The sequence below is a fragment of the Pyrococcus horikoshii OT3 genome (assembly GCF_000011105.1).
Classification (GTDB): domain Archaea; phylum Methanobacteriota_B; class Thermococci; order Thermococcales; family Thermococcaceae; genus Pyrococcus; species Pyrococcus horikoshii.
Map to the genome: position 1 here is coordinate 614,702 of NC_000961.1, position 15,124 is coordinate 629,825.

Annotated in this window: 14 protein-coding genes; 8 read left to right on the top strand and 6 right to left on the bottom strand. The window is 40.7% G+C overall.

The features are described from left to right. Positions 1-88: 88 nt before the first annotated feature. The 4 genes from PH_RS03245 to PH_RS03260 all read left to right on the top strand — a co-directional run bounded on the left by PH_RS03245 (position 89) and on the right by PH_RS03260 (position 5,295). The gene (locus PH_RS03245; protein WP_048053195.1) at positions 89-1,375 is read left to right on the top strand and encodes an ATP-binding protein; all 1,287 of its coding nucleotides are present in this window, start codon (positions 89-91) and stop codon (positions 1,373-1,375) included. Between the two features lie 258 nt (positions 1,376-1,633). Further along, positions 1,634-2,494, top strand: a complete 861-nt coding sequence (locus tag PH_RS03250; protein WP_010884784.1) for a hypothetical protein — start codon at positions 1,634-1,636, stop codon at positions 2,492-2,494. A 524-nt stretch (positions 2,495-3,018) separates the two neighbouring features. Continuing rightward, on the top strand, positions 3,019-3,834 hold the full coding sequence (locus PH_RS03255) for a GNAT family N-acetyltransferase (RefSeq protein ID WP_048053196.1): 816 nt from the start codon (positions 3,019-3,021) through the stop codon (positions 3,832-3,834). A 303-nt stretch (positions 3,835-4,137) separates the two neighbouring features. Further along, positions 4,138-5,295 (top strand): MFS transporter, encoded by a 1,158-nt coding sequence (locus tag PH_RS03260; RefSeq protein WP_048053197.1) that lies wholly within the window; start codon positions 4,138-4,140, stop codon positions 5,293-5,295. Here PH_RS03260 and PH_RS03265 read toward each other — a convergent pair whose 3' ends face one another. After that, positions 5,296-5,592, bottom strand: a complete 297-nt coding sequence (locus tag PH_RS03265; RefSeq protein WP_394295102.1) for a nucleotidyltransferase domain-containing protein — start codon at positions 5,590-5,592, stop codon at positions 5,296-5,298. A gap of 225 nt (positions 5,593-5,817) precedes the next feature. Continuing rightward, positions 5,818-6,003: a HEPN domain-containing protein gene (locus PH_RS09970; protein ID WP_010884790.1), complete on the bottom strand. Its 186-nt coding sequence runs from the start codon at positions 6,001-6,003 to the stop codon at positions 5,818-5,820. An 81-nt stretch (positions 6,004-6,084) separates the two neighbouring features. Between PH_RS09970 and PH_RS03280 the strand changes: the two genes are divergently transcribed. From PH_RS03280 to PH_RS03295, 4 genes are read left to right on the top strand one after another with little or no spacing between them, the layout of a single operon-like run. Then, complete coding sequence (locus PH_RS03280) at positions 6,085-8,010, top strand: helicase C-terminal domain-containing protein (protein WP_010884791.1); 1,926 nt, start codon at positions 6,085-6,087, stop codon at positions 8,008-8,010. Further along, positions 8,003-8,221 carry a hypothetical protein gene (locus PH_RS03285; RefSeq protein WP_010884792.1) on the top strand — a complete coding sequence of 73 codons (219 nt, stop codon included), beginning with the start codon at positions 8,003-8,005 and terminating at the stop codon, positions 8,219-8,221. Before PH_RS03280 ends, PH_RS03285 begins: the two co-directional genes overlap by 8 nt. A gap of 14 nt (positions 8,222-8,235) precedes the next feature. After that, positions 8,236-8,709 carry a nucleoside-diphosphate kinase gene (gene ndk / locus PH_RS03290; RefSeq protein ID WP_048053198.1) on the top strand — a complete coding sequence of 158 codons (474 nt, stop codon included), beginning with the start codon at positions 8,236-8,238 and terminating at the stop codon, positions 8,707-8,709. A gap of 34 nt (positions 8,710-8,743) precedes the next feature. Next, entirely contained in the window at positions 8,744-10,621 is a 1,878-nt protein-coding gene (locus PH_RS03295) for a threonine--tRNA ligase (protein WP_010884794.1), read from the top strand. Here PH_RS03295 and PH_RS03300 read toward each other — a convergent pair. The 4 genes from PH_RS03300 to PH_RS03315 form a co-directional block, all read right to left on the bottom strand. Then, complete coding sequence (locus PH_RS03300) at positions 10,564-11,883, bottom strand: MFS transporter (RefSeq protein ID WP_010884795.1); 1,320 nt, start codon at positions 11,881-11,883, stop codon at positions 10,564-10,566. The two genes, PH_RS03295 and PH_RS03300, sit on opposite strands and share 58 nt — an antisense overlap. Before the next feature lie 109 nt (positions 11,884-11,992). After that, the gene (locus PH_RS03305; protein WP_010884796.1) at positions 11,993-12,703 is read right to left on the bottom strand and encodes a DUF257 family protein; all 711 of its coding nucleotides are present in this window, start codon (positions 12,701-12,703) and stop codon (positions 11,993-11,995) included. Continuing rightward, positions 12,681-13,775, bottom strand: a complete 1,095-nt coding sequence (gene mtnA / locus PH_RS03310) for an S-methyl-5-thioribose-1-phosphate isomerase (protein WP_010884797.1) — start codon at positions 13,773-13,775, stop codon at positions 12,681-12,683. Before mtnA ends, PH_RS03305 begins: the two co-directional genes overlap by 23 nt. A 46-nt stretch (positions 13,776-13,821) precedes the next feature. After that, complete coding sequence (locus tag PH_RS03315; RefSeq protein ID WP_048053199.1) at positions 13,822-15,006, bottom strand: magnesium transporter; 1,185 nt, start codon at positions 15,004-15,006, stop codon at positions 13,822-13,824. Positions 15,007-15,124: the final 118 nt, after the last annotated feature.

Genomic DNA, 15,124 nt, shown 5'->3' on the forward strand with positions numbered 1-15,124 from the left:
TTAATGAGTATATGATATCCAAATGTTTTACCTTGATGATACAAAAATTTAAAATATGTCCTACTATAATAGTACAAATGGTGAACGCATGAACCTCGAAGAGGTAATAGTGGAATTTCATAAACTTGGTATTCCAGAAGTTAGAATTCGGGAATTAAAACTTCCAACGAATTTAAGTCAGGCAATAGTTGTTTATGGACTCAGAAGAACGGGAAAGACATATCTTCTATATCAAACAATGCTGAAACTTATGAAAGAAGGATTGCCCATAGAAAGGTTGTTTTACATTAATTTTGAAGATGAAAGACTTGAAGATATAACGGGAAAAGACCTCTCAAAAATTGTTGAGCTATACTATAAATATAATCCAGATGCTTCCCTTATGTATCTGTTTTTTGATGAAGTTCAAAATGTTCCTAGTTGGGAGAAATTTGTAAGGAGGATCTTAGAGAGAAAAAATGCTAGAATCTTTATTACTGGTTCTTCCTCAAACCTTCTCTCGAAGGAGATAGCAACAGCACTTAGAGGCAGAAGTTTAAGCTTTAGGCTTTTCCCGTTATCCTTCCGAGAGTTCCTTACTTTTAAAGGTTCAAAATTTAAAGAACCCCTTATTGAAGCTGAAAGGGGCAAAATAAAACGTTACTTAGAAGAATACGTCGAATACGGAGGTTTTCCTGAGATAGTGGACTATCCTCCACTACTCAAGATAAAAACACTCCAGGAATATCTTGACTTAATAATCTATAAGGATCTTATTGAGAGATATGGAATTGAAAAAATCCATGCAATGAAGGGCCTTATACGAGTCATAACAAGGAACTTTGCAAGAAGAAGTTCAATAAGAAAACTCCATAACATGTTATCCTCTCTTGGCTTGAACCTTAGTAAAAGTAAAATCTACGAGTACTTCTCTTACCTCGAGGATATAGGTTTCATTATTCCAGTAAGACGACTTCACTTTAGTGAAGTCGAGTCCTTAAGGAGCATTCCAAAGCTCTACGTTGCAGATGTCGGTTTTCCAACAGTTCTAGGGGTTAAAGACATAGGTCATCGAATTGAGAACATTGTAGCCCTTGAACTCCTAAGAAGGAAGTACTATCAAGAACCAAGGCTTGAAATCAGATACTGGATGGATTCTAAAGGAGAAGTAGATTTTGTCGTCTTAACAGGATTTAAAGTAAAAGAACTGATCCAGGTAAGTTATAGTATCGAGGACATCGAGACAAAGCAGCGAGAAGTAGAGGCACTTTTAAGAGCTTCTAGACTTTTAAAGTGTAACAATTTAACGGTTGTAACATGGGATTATGAAGGAACTGAGGTTTACAAAGGAAAAAGAGTTAGATTTGTCCCCTTATGGAAGTGGCTCTTAGGATAACTTAACAATTAGAACAAAGTAAAGTATTTACGTTGATTTAATAGCAAAAATTTTAAATATTTTACAATATTATAACTATAGGTAAATTATAAATCATAAAAATTGATTAAAAAATTATCAATACTAATGCTTTGTATATTTGTTTTTAGATATTTAGGAAATACAACTGCTATGGAGAATAGGGAAATCCCTCCACAGCTGGCTTTGCAAGGTGCAGATATCATAAAGATAATAACAACATAAACTTGGTGATGTCAAATGAGAAAAGTAATTATTCTCCTTCTACTTGTTATTTTGGCAATATTTGGATATGCATACAAACTCCATACATCCCAAATCAACCTTAACGTAAGCTTATCCCCACACTGCAACTATTCAAATGGTTCTGAAGCCCTAAGGATTTTTCTTGAGGGAGCGAGATACCTATACAAAGTGGAAGAGGCACCACTCAACATTGTTTCACCTCATAATTATTTGAAAAAATTCAGTGGAAAGGCTAATGAAACTGAGTTTGGACTTTACACTTACTATTCATCCGATTCATGCGAGAAAGAGAAAAACAGAATAACCAATGAATTAGAGCAGAGAGGATTTAGCATCTACAAAAATAACATATGGGTAAAAGACAAGAAGGGATATTACGTTAATTGTAAATTCATGGGGGATGCATACATACTTGTTGTTGCTCGAGGAGGGCGTGAGGATGTAACAAATTTTGCAGAGGCTGTGACTCCTTTGTACTATGGGCCTTCGCCAGAAAAAGTCATCTTTTACACATTGCTTGAGAAAAATATATCAACTATGTTAGAGGAAGATATTCAAGTCAAGGAAGAGAACTGGACAGCTGGAGTAGGAGTAAAGATAGGGGGTTACATGGCCAAACTTGAAGGAAGCGTGAAGCCAAACCTGAATGTGGCAATTTATGTTTACCCCAAAGGTTGCGGGAGGGAAGTGTACCTTGAGATTATTAAAGCATTAGCAAAGAGCTGGAAAGACATCACTCCAGTAAATGCGACTGGGAAGATGTTTAAGAAGGATAACACCCGCTTTTATGTTGAGTATTCCCAGGTGATGGGGTTTGATAGAGTGGTAATATTGCTATATAACTCTCCAAGTTAGTTCTTCCACTACCCACTCTCATTGCTGTGCATGTTTGTCATGATTCATTAGAAAATTAATTTTATGACGAAGTGCTTAAGTAATGCTTTGGATGCTCTTCAAAAATCTCTTTTATTCACTAATCTCCTTTGGAATTAAAAAAAGATCTAGGGATTAGTCTTATGTACTAAATGTAATCGATGCTAGCCGGGTATGAGCAGATATCTTGGACGCAGGAATGCTCAAAATTTGTAGAATACCTTACTCCACGGGATTCCCCATCTATTGGAAAATACTTTAGACTTAAGAGGAAATAGATCTTTAACCTCATTGGATGCCTCTATGAAGATGGAGTACTCCCTCTGCTTATATTTCCGACCTTTAAGTTGTGTTAAAAGTTGAAGGCGAAGAAAGTAGGGGAGATATAAACAAGAAAATAAAAATTACAATAAGCCCTTAAAGGCTTTAATTCCAGCCCTCTTGGATATTTTTAGAGACAAAAGCATAAATCTCAAAGCCTCCAACATACTATCAGGTGAACCATGATGAAACCCATAATCCGCGAGGCTAAACCCCAGGATAAACCCTCTATCGAGGAAATAGCTCGCCTCACCTGGGATGGTGAGGACTACCTTGCCTGCGTATTTGACGAATGGATTAAGGATGGAAACTTCTACGTTCTCGAGCTTAATGGGAAGGTCATTGGCACTGTCAAATTGACTTTTCTTCCCAATAGAGTTGGATGGATGGAGGGACTTAGAGTACATCCCAACTACCATGGTAGAGGATTTGGTAAAATGCTTCACGACTTTATTGTAGAGAAAGGGATGGTACTAGCAAATGAGGGTAAAATAGAAGCCCTTGAGTTCTCTACTTACTTCCTTAACAAAAAGACAATAGCCATGGCAGAAAAGGATGGTTTCTGGGTTAAAGCACGGTTCTTTGTTGCTAGCGTAAGGGTTAGCGATTTTGAAGCTGAGGAGCCAACAAGGATAGAACCAAGAATTGAGGATCTAACTTTAGGCATCATTCCGGTTGGGTGGAGATTCATAAAAAGGAGTGAGGAAGCCTTGGAGTGGATAAGAAGGAATGCCGAAGTTTATGAGTACAACGGTCTACACTTCCTGGGACCAAAAAATGGGACTACATTTACTCCCCTTGAACCTGGCCCTGCCGTCCTGAGGGTACTTCTACCGGCAATGGCATGGGTTGCAAAAGAAAAGAATAGAGAGGAGTTTTCACTTATGTTACCTAGTTCAGTAAAACCAGTTCTTCCAGTTTTTAGGAGGATAGGAGTCCATATATGGGACAATGCTAAGGAACCGAATGTTTTCGTTTTTAGAAAGAAGTTAGGAGTCTAATGTAAGAGCATTGGCTTTATTAATTCATAAATAATTTTTTCTTCAGCTTATGGAGAGTTGTTGTATAGTGTTTTTAATAGGTAATGGGAACACCTACCTGAACCTTTTTCCTGAAATAGATCCAAAGACATAAAACTCAAGATTTTAACTTTACCTTCCCTCCAGGAGATGAGATGTCGTTCTTGTCGGCCGTTATTTTGAGGCGTCGCGACCTTTCAAATGCCTCAAAAAGTTCCTGATAAATTAATCTATTACTCTCAGTCAAAAATTATTTAAAGGTTTTTCCACACGAGAGTGATCTTTATGCGCTGGAACGAGATTCCCAGGGAAGCCAAGGCTTACATGCTCTACCACACCCTGATAGCTCCTGGGCTTATAGTGTGGACGCTCTTTCCCCTTTACCTCATGAAAACTGGTTATTCCGTTTTAGAGGTTGGGGCGTTCTTCACGGCGATTAACATAGCGTCAATACCCCTCACCTACATTTTTGGCAGGTTATTCAACAACTGGGATATCAAGAAAGGGCTAATAACAATTGATGTACTTGATGGTGTAGCCTATGTTATGTACGGCCTTGCAAAAGGTGCGATTGCACCTCTAATGCTTTTTGCAGGCAGAATTGTGGAAAAGCTATCAACTCTTCTTTATCCCCTTTATCAAGCTTATGAGCAGATAATTTATCCCGAGGATAAGTATGAGGAGATATTCGCCTGGCATCTTCGCCTTCCAGAAATAGCAACCCTCGTGAGCTTTCCCATAATGGGCTATCTCCTTGGGTATGTCTATAATAAGCCGGAGCACTACCGCTTAACCTTCCTCTTTTTTGGCCTTTTCTCAGTTGTAACTGTCACGTATCTTTGGCTCTTTCTACCTCCTGTAGGCAAGGAGGAGAGGATAAACCCTGAAGGTTTTACATTCAAAGTTGGAGAATTTAAACGTTTACTTGTGTTTGAGACTCTCTTAACCCTTGCTTGGGGGCTTGCACCGGAGTTTATCCTTATAAACTACGTCGTGTTCGTGTTGAAAAAGACAATCTTCGAGATAACGCTCATAGCGGTCGCGTGTAGCGTGATGAGGATAGCTGGTACTTATGTGAGTGAGCGTGTTCCTAAGGAGAAGGGTTTTTATGCAATATCCCTTGGAATGTTTCTCAATGCTCTCTATGCTCTCGTAATGGCCCTAGCCCCACCTTTCTGGCTTGCATTAGTTGTTTACGCTATTGGAGACTTCGGTAATGCTCTATGGTTCCCCTTCTATCGTTCTTGGCTCTTCAAGCTCATTCCAAAGGAGAGAACAACTGAATTCCACGCAGCCCTTTCGAGTTACCAGAGAGTTCTTGGACTTATAACGCCAATAACGGCCGGAGCTCTGGCTAGCATTCATCCGACGCTACCTTATGCAGCAAGTTTAGTAGCATTTATATTAGCAGGAGTGTTTCTCTTGTGGATTGCAAAGAAATAGCTACATTACTCTCTTTAGCTTTTCCACATACCATTTGAAGCCTTCCTCATCAACTATGTGGAACTTAAAGGGATGATAGTCCGGCAAACCTGCGAGTTCCTCTATTTTGGCTTCGACTTTGGCCCTCTCCTGTAAGCTTTTCGGAGGGTTAGGAACTTTTATCAGTAGATCAACGTCACTTTCTAATGTGAACTTTCCTGTTAGTACACTCCCAAATACGCAGACCTCACAACTATCAAAAACTTTCTCACAGGCTCTCCTTATTGATAGTAGATAAAAATGATAGCTTTTTATCATAAGGCATCTCTTTCTTCCCCGTTCAATAGCTGTTTCAAGCACCTTTTCTCTCGAATTTATTTGCAAGTTCCTCCACAAAGGCTATTGCCCTTTTAGCAAATTCAATAATATCTTCTGCATCCTCACGAGAGTATAGCTTTGCTTCGTATCCCACATCAACACATGCATCTTCGAAGCATTACTCGATTGGACTTCTATCTTTCATCTCAAATACCTTCCCAATACTCATATTGAGTAAGTCTTCAATCTTAGATCAGCATATTTAATGAGAAGGGCCTTTAGATAAAGCTGAAGCCTTTGCTCTGCAAGAAAAATTGCTATGTCATACTTTCCTTCTTTAAAAGCAACGTTTGCAAGATGTGTATAGTCTTTTGACCTCCTGAGGAGAATTTCAACTTCTTCATAGTGCATTATCTCACCATATAATATCTCTGGTCGAATAGTAATCGGTAGGTTTTTAGCCTTGGAATTTAATTAAAAACTCCGAGAGAAATGGAGGAGCTTCAGTACTTCCCATATGAAAAGTTCAGGCCGAATCAGAGGGAATTTATCGAAATAGTTAAGGAAGCCGTAAAAAGAGGAGAGAACCTTATTGTTGAGGCTCCAACTGGATTTGGAAAGACAATAAGCGTTTTAGCTGGGGTGCTTCCCTATGCTATCTCGCTGGGCTATAAAGTAGTGTATTTAGCTAGAACTCATAAGCAGATGGATAGGGTGATAGAGGAGCTCAGAAAGATCGGGGAGAAAAGCGAAGTTAGTGGAATAGAGTTTAGGAGTAGAAAAGATTTATGCCTTCACGCCTATATTCAGACCTTTGCCCAGGATGCTTACACTAGTATGATAGTGTGTAAGAGTCTAAGAAAGCTTGGAAAGTGCAAGTATTATGAAAACTTAAAGGAGAAGAGGGATAGGGTTGATGAAATTGTAAAATTCTTCTTAAGCTTTCCCCCCTTTCCTCGTGAAGTTATTGAGTATAGCGAATTACTTGAGCTCTGTCCTTATGAGATTACAAAGAAGGTTGGTGAGAAAGCCAACGTCGTTGTGGCTAGTTACTTATACATGATAAGCCCCCCAATAAGGCAGGCATTCTTGGAAAACCTAGGTGTTGATTATTCAGATTTGATAGTGATATTCGATGAAGCTCACAACTTGCCCGATCAGGCTATTTCTGCACTTAGCGATAGATTAAGCGTGAGAAGTATAGAAAGGGCCATTAAAGAAGCCGAAGAGTACGGGGAAAAAGATATCGAAAACTTCCTCTCGATATTACTAAGGGGTCTAGAAATCTTATATAAAGAAAAGTTAGAGAACTATGAAAGTGAAGAGATCCCCATAAGGCCAGAGGAGGTGTTTCTTCACCCAGCTTCCATCCTGGGGTGGAGGGGAAGAGATATTGGAATGATGCTAGAGGATATGATCGAGGTTGGTGATGCCATTAGGGAGGATAGAATAGAAAGGAATCTTCCTCCTAGGAGTTACGTTGGAAGAGTTGGAGAGTTTCTGTGGAATTGGCTTTCCCTTCGAGATAGGGAAGACTACTTACACCTATTCACAAAAGAAAAAGGCTTAGCCTTGGAGTTAGTGGCCCTCGATCCTTCCGTTGCCCTTGACTTCCTTGAGGAGGTTCACTCTGCAATATTTATGTCCGGAACTCTCAGCCCCCTAGAGGCATTTAGGGATATAATTGGTGTTAATGCTAGACTAAAGAAGTTTCCCAGAATTGTAAAGAGGGAAAATGCTATCGTCCTTGTGGCGAGAGATGTATCAACCAGAGGGATAGAGAGAAGTCCTCCTCTGTATAAAAGGATCGCGGAATACATATTTGAAGCCGTCAAAAATACTCCAAAAAATGTTGGAGTATTTACGGCTTCCTATGAGGTTCTTGAGGGAGTTCTAAGTACTAATGTTCACATAAAGATTGAGGAAGAAGTCGGAAAGAAAGTCTTCATAGAGAAAAAAGATGCTCCTTCCAGGGAAAACGATGAGATGATTAGGGAATTCAAGGAAGAATCTAAAGGAAAAGGTGCGGTACTATTTGGTGTTATGGGAGGGAGGAACAGTGAAGGTCAGGACTATTCGGGGGATGAAATGAATGGAGTCATCTTGGTTGGGATCCCTTATGCAAGGCCAACTCCCAGGGTTCAAGCTCAGACAAGGTACTTTGAAAAGAAATTTCCTGGGAAAGGGAGGTATTATGGATATATCCTACCAGCCCATAGAAAGCTAGCTCAAGCTGCAGGTAGGGTTCATAGGTCTGAAAATGAAAAGGGTAGTATAGTGATCTTAGACTACAGAGTCCTATGGAAAAACGTTAAGAAAGACCTCCCCGACTGGATGGTAGAAACCATGATTCCCGTAACATTACCCACCCTAAGGATTAAGCTTAGGAGATTTTGGAGGGAGAGGTTAAATGAGTAAGGTCAGCGATGCAATAATCTTAGCGTTAGAGGTGGTCTTTATCTCCTGGTTTACTTATGCTTTTCTTTATCAGAACTACCTCCTTTATAGGTGGCACAGGGGATTACCCCTACCCTCAAAGACTCCCTTTGTTCTTGCCGGGATCTTTACTGGAGGGGTATTCTTATTATGGAAGGTTAGGAACTTACTTAAACCTTCAAGGGGAAGATAATAGGGGTGTTTCAGATGAGTGAAACTGAAAGAACCCTGGTAATTATAAAGCCTGATGCCGTCGTTAGGGGCCTTATAGGTGAAATAATAAGTAGATTTGAGAAAAAAGGCCTCAAGATTGTAGGAATGAAGATGATATGGATCGACAGGGAGCTAGCTGAGAAACATTATGAAGAGCACAGGGAGAAGCCCTTCTTCAAGGCCTTAATCGATTACATAACAAAAACCCCTGTTGTAGTTATGGTACTCGAGGGAAGGTATGCCGTGGAAGTTGTGAGAAAAATGGCCGGAGCAACGGATCCAAAGGATGCTGCACCTGGAACGATAAGAGGGGATTTTGGTCTTGAGGTCAGCGATGCTATATGTAACGTTATACATGCCAGTGACTCCAAGGAGAGCGCTGAGAGGGAAATAAGTCTATTCTTCAAACCTGAGGAATTATTTGAATATCCTAGGGCGGCCGATTGGTTCTATAAGAAAGGTATTTAAACGATGCTTGTTTTAGGTTAAGGAAGGTGGTAGGATGAGGATACTACTTATCCATAGTGACTACATCGAGTACGAGGTTAAGGATAAGGCCATAAAGAACCCCGAGCCGATAAGTGAAGAAGAGAAGAAGGGTAGGATGGATGAAGTTCTAGTCGCTTTTATAAGCGTTGAGAAGGTTGATGAGACTAATCCTGAAGAAGTTGTAAGTAAGGCCGTTGAGGAAATAATAAACGTCGCGAGCCAAGTAAAGGCCGAGAATGTCTTCGTTTATCCATTTGCCCACTTAAGCAGTGAACTTGCAAAACCTTCAGTAGCCCAGGAGATCCTCAGGAAGGTCTATGAGGGCTTAAAAGAAAAGGGGTATAACGTTGGAAAAGCACCCTTCGGTTATTATAAGGCCTTTAAGATAAGCTGTAAAGGTCATCCGCTAGCTGAGCTCAGCAGGACGATAATTCCAGAGGGAGCGAAGGAGGAGGAAGTTCCAGAGGCCCTGAAGAAGGAAGAGACTGAGTTGGTCAGCTACTGGTACATCTTAACCCCGGAGGGAGAATTGATCGAGGTTGACAAGTTCGACTTCACTGGCTATGAAAACTTGAGGAAATTCGCTAATTATGAGATAAGCAAGAGCAGGATTGCTGAAAAAGAACCACCACATGTGAAATTAATGCTGGAGCACGAGCTCGTTGATTACGAACCAGGGAGCGACCCAGGAAATTTAAGGTACTATCCAAAGGGAAGGTTGATCAAATCCCTTTTGGAGCAGTATGTGACCGAGAAAGTAATAGAGTATGGAGCTATGGAAGTTGAGACTCCCGTTATGTATGACTTTGAGCACCCGGCCCTAGAGAAATACCTCAACAGGTTCCCTGCAAGGCAATATATAGTGCTGAGTGGAGATAAAAAGTACTTCCTAAGGTTTGCAGCATGTTTTGGACAGTTCCTTATAAGTAAGGATGCGGTCATAAGTTACAGGCATCTACCACTAAGAATGTATGAACTAACTAGGTACTCCTTTAGAAGAGAGAAGAGGGGAGAACTCTCTGGGCTGAGGAGGCTTAGGGCCTTCACAATGCCCGACATGCATACACTTGCTAAGGATCTTGAGCAGGCTAAGGATGAGTTTAAGAAGCAGTTCAAGCTTAGTATGGAGGTTCTTAAAGGAGTTGGACTGACTCCAGAGGATTATGAAGTAGCTATAAGGTTCACCGAAGACTTCTGGAAGGAGAACAGAGATTTCATAGTTGAATTAGTTAAAATAATTGGAAAACCTGTGCTAATTGAAATGTGGAAGCAGAGATTCTTCTACTTCATACTCAAGTTCGAATTCAACTTCGTTGACAACCTCGACAAAGCAGCGGCCTTAAGCACGGTACAGATTGACGTTGAGAACGCTGAAAGGTTTGGGATTAAGTACTATGATGAGAACGGTGAGGAAAAGTATCCCCTAATCCTTCACTGCTCTCCGAGCGGAGCTATCGAGAGGGTTATGTACGCTATACTTGAAAAGCAAGCTAAGTTAATGCAGGAAGGAAAGAAGCCCATGCTTCCTCTTTGGCTCAGTCCGATTCAGGTTAGGGTAATTCCAGTTAGTGAGGAATACCTAGACTATGCCCTTTACATAGCGGGTAAGCTTGAGGGGGCTAGGATTAGGGTTGACGTTGATGACGAGGATGAAAGGTTGAACAAGAAGATAAGAAGGGCCGAGAAGGAGTGGATTCCCTACATAGTTGTCGTTGGTGCCAAGGAGAAGGAAAGTGGAACGATAACTGTAAGAAGAAGGGAAGATGGAAAGCAGTATGAGACGAGATTAGAAGAGCTGATAAAGGAGATAAAAGAAAAGGTAGAAGGGTTCCCCTACAAGCCAAGACCTTTGCCACTTCTCCTTAGCAAAAGGCCAAAGTTTAGAGGCTGACCCTCCCTTCTTAAAATTTTTGAGCTCATGTATATTCCAGGTAATATAAGCCAAAGCCCAATCATAAAGTCCACTTGAATTCCCATTTTATTTATAAGGTAGCCACTTCCTAAGCTTCCAATTATCGCTCCGCTGGAACAAATAAAATTGTACGAGCCAAATATTCTTCCCCTTTTATTCTCTGGGGTTCTGGAGGAGATTATCGAGGAAGTTGAGATGCTCACTATGGCCCAGCTGTATCCTAAAATTGAGTACATTAACATGGATGCGGGGAGGAACATATTGGAGGGAAGGAGGGTTGAAAACAGCAGACCCATCAATCCAAGGCCCCTCAAGATTAAACCCTCGACATAGTTTAGCATTCCACTCCCAATTATCGAGTTCGCAACCCTCTGGTACATTAGGGCCGAGGTTACTGAGCTTGAGATGCTCACTAAATACAGGGCTTTCCCATCAAAGCCTTTACTTTTAGCAATTATAGGGTACTGGGTAAGCACGAGCATTGATCCCAGCCAGAATAAAAAGGATGAAACAAACATCGTTTTTAGCATCCCATCTTGGACTTGGGGTCTCGTTAATGATACCCTCCTCGGATGAAATGTAAAGATGGAGGGGGTACCGTTGATCTTAATTCCTTTGATGTGGATCGGTACCTCCTTTATCTTGCTTCTCATAAAGACCGCAGATAAAACTCCAAGCAAACCCAGGGTTAAGGTGGTGATCCTGGGGTTGACAAGGGTTATTAACGTGAATCCAAGTATCAATCCGACTACCCATCCCCATCCTCCAAGTTCGTTGAATCTTCCTATAGCTTTGTTAATTTCGTACCTTCTAAATTCTCTTGAGATTAAGGATAATGGTAGTGGGATCGTAGCGGCTAAGAAGAACATGTAGAAGATGTTTAGAATTATTGTCCATTTAATTGAGAGGGAAATTCCCATTAGCAATACAGAGATGGAGCTTCCAAAGATTCCTAGTATCATGAGGATTTTTCTTCTCCCTAGACGATCGCTAAGTCTCCCCCAGATCATACCCCCTACCATCGAGGCCAAACTACCAAATCCGCTTGCGTATCCAACTTCAGTTGAGCCCCCTCCTTCATTTACGATGAGGCTTGGAATTAGTGGGGCCATACCACCGGAGAATACTTTAAATAGGATGAATGGATAAAACCACTCCCCTCTTTTCTTAATACTTGATGAGTACTTTGCCTTTTCCCGTGATTTTAGCGCGATTAATTCTTGCTTCTTCAACCTTCTCACCGTTGCGAGGGCTTAGCGTTAGAAACGGGTATATAAAGTCTTCGAAAGGAGGTTTAAAACAGAATTTGGTTATAAAGAAAAGGAGGAACTGATAACTCCAAAAATGGAATTAAATTGATTGAAGATGTTTTTGGAAATCCTGAACTTTAATCCTTATCTCTTCCCCATACTCATTGAAGTGTAGAGATTTCTTAATCCTAAATGCTAGCTCTCTCCCTATCCCCACTTCTCCTATGAGCTTTATCTCAAATACCCTGCTCGCGAGTTCCTCTAGTTCAATAACCGTCTTCTTATCTAGGAGAGATTTATTTAGGAAGATAATTCTTGAAAGTCTCTTATCTCCAAGCATAGCCCTCCCTATTAAGGCGAAGAAGTATTCAAATTCCATTGGATCTCTCTCATATATTCTTACCATCTTTTCAGCTCCTATTCCTATGAGTATCACGTGTTCCCTGTTTTTAGTTAACTCCTGTATCGTTCTTAGGAACTTATCTCTCAATATCATAATATCCTTGTGAACGTCGATCCTCTCTATCACCTTTCCAGTTTTCAGAAAGCCCCCTAATTTTATAACTTCACTCTCGTCAATGATCTCTGGTTTTATTCCCGAGAGTTCTAGAAGGGTTCGAATAACGTGGAGCTGATCCAGTATATCTAGAATTATAATCGGCGAGTTTCTCTCCTTTAGTCTTTTGACTATAAGATAAAACAAAAAGGGAGTAAGCTCGGGAGATTCATATTCTATAATATCTATTCCCCCAGGAAATATCCGAGAAATATGCTCAAGCATTTTTGCTTCAAACTGCTTCGTCTCCTCCACTCTTATTCACCTCGAATAATTTCTTCAGATTTCTCTTGAATGGGGGCCATACCACCCCTCTATCGGTTATTATCCCTGTAAGGTACTTATGAGGTGTTACATCAAACGCTGGGTTATAAACTGGAACGTCTGGGGCTATTCTGCATCCTCCACATGTTAGAACTTCTTCTGGAGATCTCTCTTCTATTGGAATATCTTTTCCACTCTTTAGCTCCATATCGATTGAGGATAGCGGGGCCACGGCGAAGAATGGTATTCCATGCTCTCTAGCAAGAACAGCAAGCATGTACGTCCCTATCTTATTTGCAAAGTCACCATTGGCCACTATTCTGTCTGCTCCCACTATTATAGCATCTACGAATCCCTGTTGCATAACGAAAGCTGCTGCATTATCAGCTATCAACTTCACATTCAGTCCATCGTAACTGTACTCCCAAGCTGAGAGCCTCGCTCCTTGGAGAACTGGCCTAGTCTCATCCAGCCATAACAGCTTAAGGCTCCCATCTTTGTGCATAACCCTAACCACGGATCCTACGGTTCCCAGGTGAACTGTGGCCAAGCTTCCAGCATTGCAGTGAGTTAATATATTTCCTTCTGGGAGAACCTCAGCTCCGTAATGGCCCATTCTTAAGTTCGCTTCTACATCTTCATCGGCTATCTTGTAGGCTTCTTGCACAATAAGTCTCTTTATTTCATCTAAAGGATCTTCTGAATGTTCCTCAACCAGCTTCTTTATTCTGTTTAAAGCCCAGAATAAGTTTACCGCCGTTGGTCTGGTATTCTTGAGGATCTCATATGCTTTTTCAAATCCATCCAGAAATTCCTCTTTGGTTTTAGCTTTAGATGTTTCAGCATACAATGCTAAACCAAAACCCGCTGCAGCTCCTATAGCTGGTGCTCCCCTTACAGTCATATTCTTTATTGCTTCCGCGACTTCTTCAACCTTGCTAAACTTCTCGACTTTAAATTCCTTTGGTAATAACCTTTGATTTATCATGTAGACACTCTTATTCTTATACTCTACGGTTCTTGGAAGTTTCGTGAGCTCCTTTGGAGTGTATCTTATCTCCATAGTTCCACCTATTTAGATCTCTACCCTCTTTCCCTTAAACTTTTCTTTAAGATATTAAATGGGCTAAAAGGACTATGAAGAGCGTCGAAAATATATCTGAAAGTGTAGTTATCGTGGGAACCGTTACATTATCGGGATCTAAATTTGCCCTTTCGGCAAGAATCGCAATGAAATATGCCATCCACATAACTCCAAACGTGAAGAGTGGGTATAAAATGATGAAAGTAGGCATTACCGTTGCTTCAACACTTAGGATGACTCGAGTAATTCCGGCCCCTATAACGTTCCCCACGAGGGCTAGCGGAAGTGCCAGTAGGGAGTATACTAGAATTTCTTTAAACGTTTCAATGTTGATTATTTTTTCAATTCCTTCGAGATGAAGCTTTGTTGATGTTTTTGCTCCAATTATCGCTCCTAAATTCCCAGTCGTGTCTAGAATCATTGGATACATTATACTCAGTATGGCCACCTTCTCTATGAGCTTACTGTAGCTCTCCAATATAGTACCGGCAATGCTTGAGAAGAGAGCTAAAGCTATGAGAATGCTTAGTAATTCTCTAAAAGTTTTTATGTCACTCTTTTCAAGTTTGGAGTTTAACTTCAGGAACACAAGAATTGCGAGGGAAACCAGTCCCACTCCCATAAAAGCCATTCTATTAGAATATAGAAGTATAAAGCCCACTAGGAGTGGTATCGTTACAAGATCAGCTATAGATGTTATTACAGGGGCCGCTATGGCATCAGGATCGGCCCCTTTCTTATAGGGGAGTATCGTAGCAAGGGCTGTTGCGGATCCTAGGAGGAAACTTGTGTAGATCGTTGAGACAAAAACTATCAACAATACGGCTATGGCAACCTCTAATTCTCTAACCTTTATGGCCCCTATAATCCATAGCATCGTCATAGGAACTAAGGATAGCATTATGCTCAAGAATACATTTTTTAAAACGGTTCTATCCATTAATTTCGGCTCGATTTCTCCCAGATATAGTAAAGTTGAAAGCCTGGAGGCCATCGCCCCAAATATGTTCCCTCTCATGCCCATCAAACCTGGAAGCATTACAAGAATTATCGGATAATTCCTCCTTATTAAACTGAAGAATTTGCCTAAGAATGCCCCTGCAAAGAAATCAAGCAATATACAGAATAACAAAGCTGGAAATGAAACTAAGAAGGCGTTTCTTACTAATTCTGAATTTATAAACTTCTCTAATTTTATTTTGAGGTTCATCCTCATCACCTTCCATCTTTAAAGCCCCCCGCAATCTCATGATAAAGGATAGGTTTTAATACTTTCTTCATCCTTCTTTTCTAACCTCTGGTTATTGAGTTGAAAGGAAAGGTTTTTA

Coding starts and splice junctions, on each gene's coding strand:
- PH_RS09970 (WP_010884790.1), bottom strand. CDS start 6,003: ATGCACTATGAAGAAGTTGAAATTCTCCTCAGGAGGTCAAAAGACTAT.
- PH_RS03250 (WP_010884784.1), top strand. CDS start 1,634: ATGAGAAAAGTAATTATTCTCCTTCTACTTGTTATTTTGGCAATATTT.
- PH_RS03315 (WP_048053199.1), bottom strand. CDS start 15,006: ATGAACCTCAAAATAAAATTAGAGAAGTTTATAAATTCAGAATTAGTA.
- ndk (WP_048053198.1), top strand. CDS start 8,236: ATGAGTGAAACTGAAAGAACCCTGGTAATTATAAAGCCTGATGCCGTC.
- PH_RS03260 (WP_048053197.1), top strand. CDS start 4,138: ATGCGCTGGAACGAGATTCCCAGGGAAGCCAAGGCTTACATGCTCTAC.
- PH_RS03245 (WP_048053195.1), top strand. CDS start 89: ATGAACCTCGAAGAGGTAATAGTGGAATTTCATAAACTTGGTATTCCA.
- PH_RS03280 (WP_010884791.1), top strand. CDS start 6,085: ATGGAGGAGCTTCAGTACTTCCCATATGAAAAGTTCAGGCCGAATCAG.
- PH_RS03265 (WP_394295102.1), bottom strand. CDS start 5,592: ATGATAAAAAGCTATCATTTTTATCTACTATCAATAAGGAGAGCCTGT.
- PH_RS03255 (WP_048053196.1), top strand. CDS start 3,019: ATGAAACCCATAATCCGCGAGGCTAAACCCCAGGATAAACCCTCTATC.
- mtnA (WP_010884797.1), bottom strand. CDS start 13,775: ATGGAGATAAGATACACTCCAAAGGAGCTCACGAAACTTCCAAGAACC.
- PH_RS03285 (WP_010884792.1), top strand. CDS start 8,003: ATGAGTAAGGTCAGCGATGCAATAATCTTAGCGTTAGAGGTGGTCTTT.
- PH_RS03295 (WP_010884794.1), top strand. CDS start 8,744: ATGAGGATACTACTTATCCATAGTGACTACATCGAGTACGAGGTTAAG.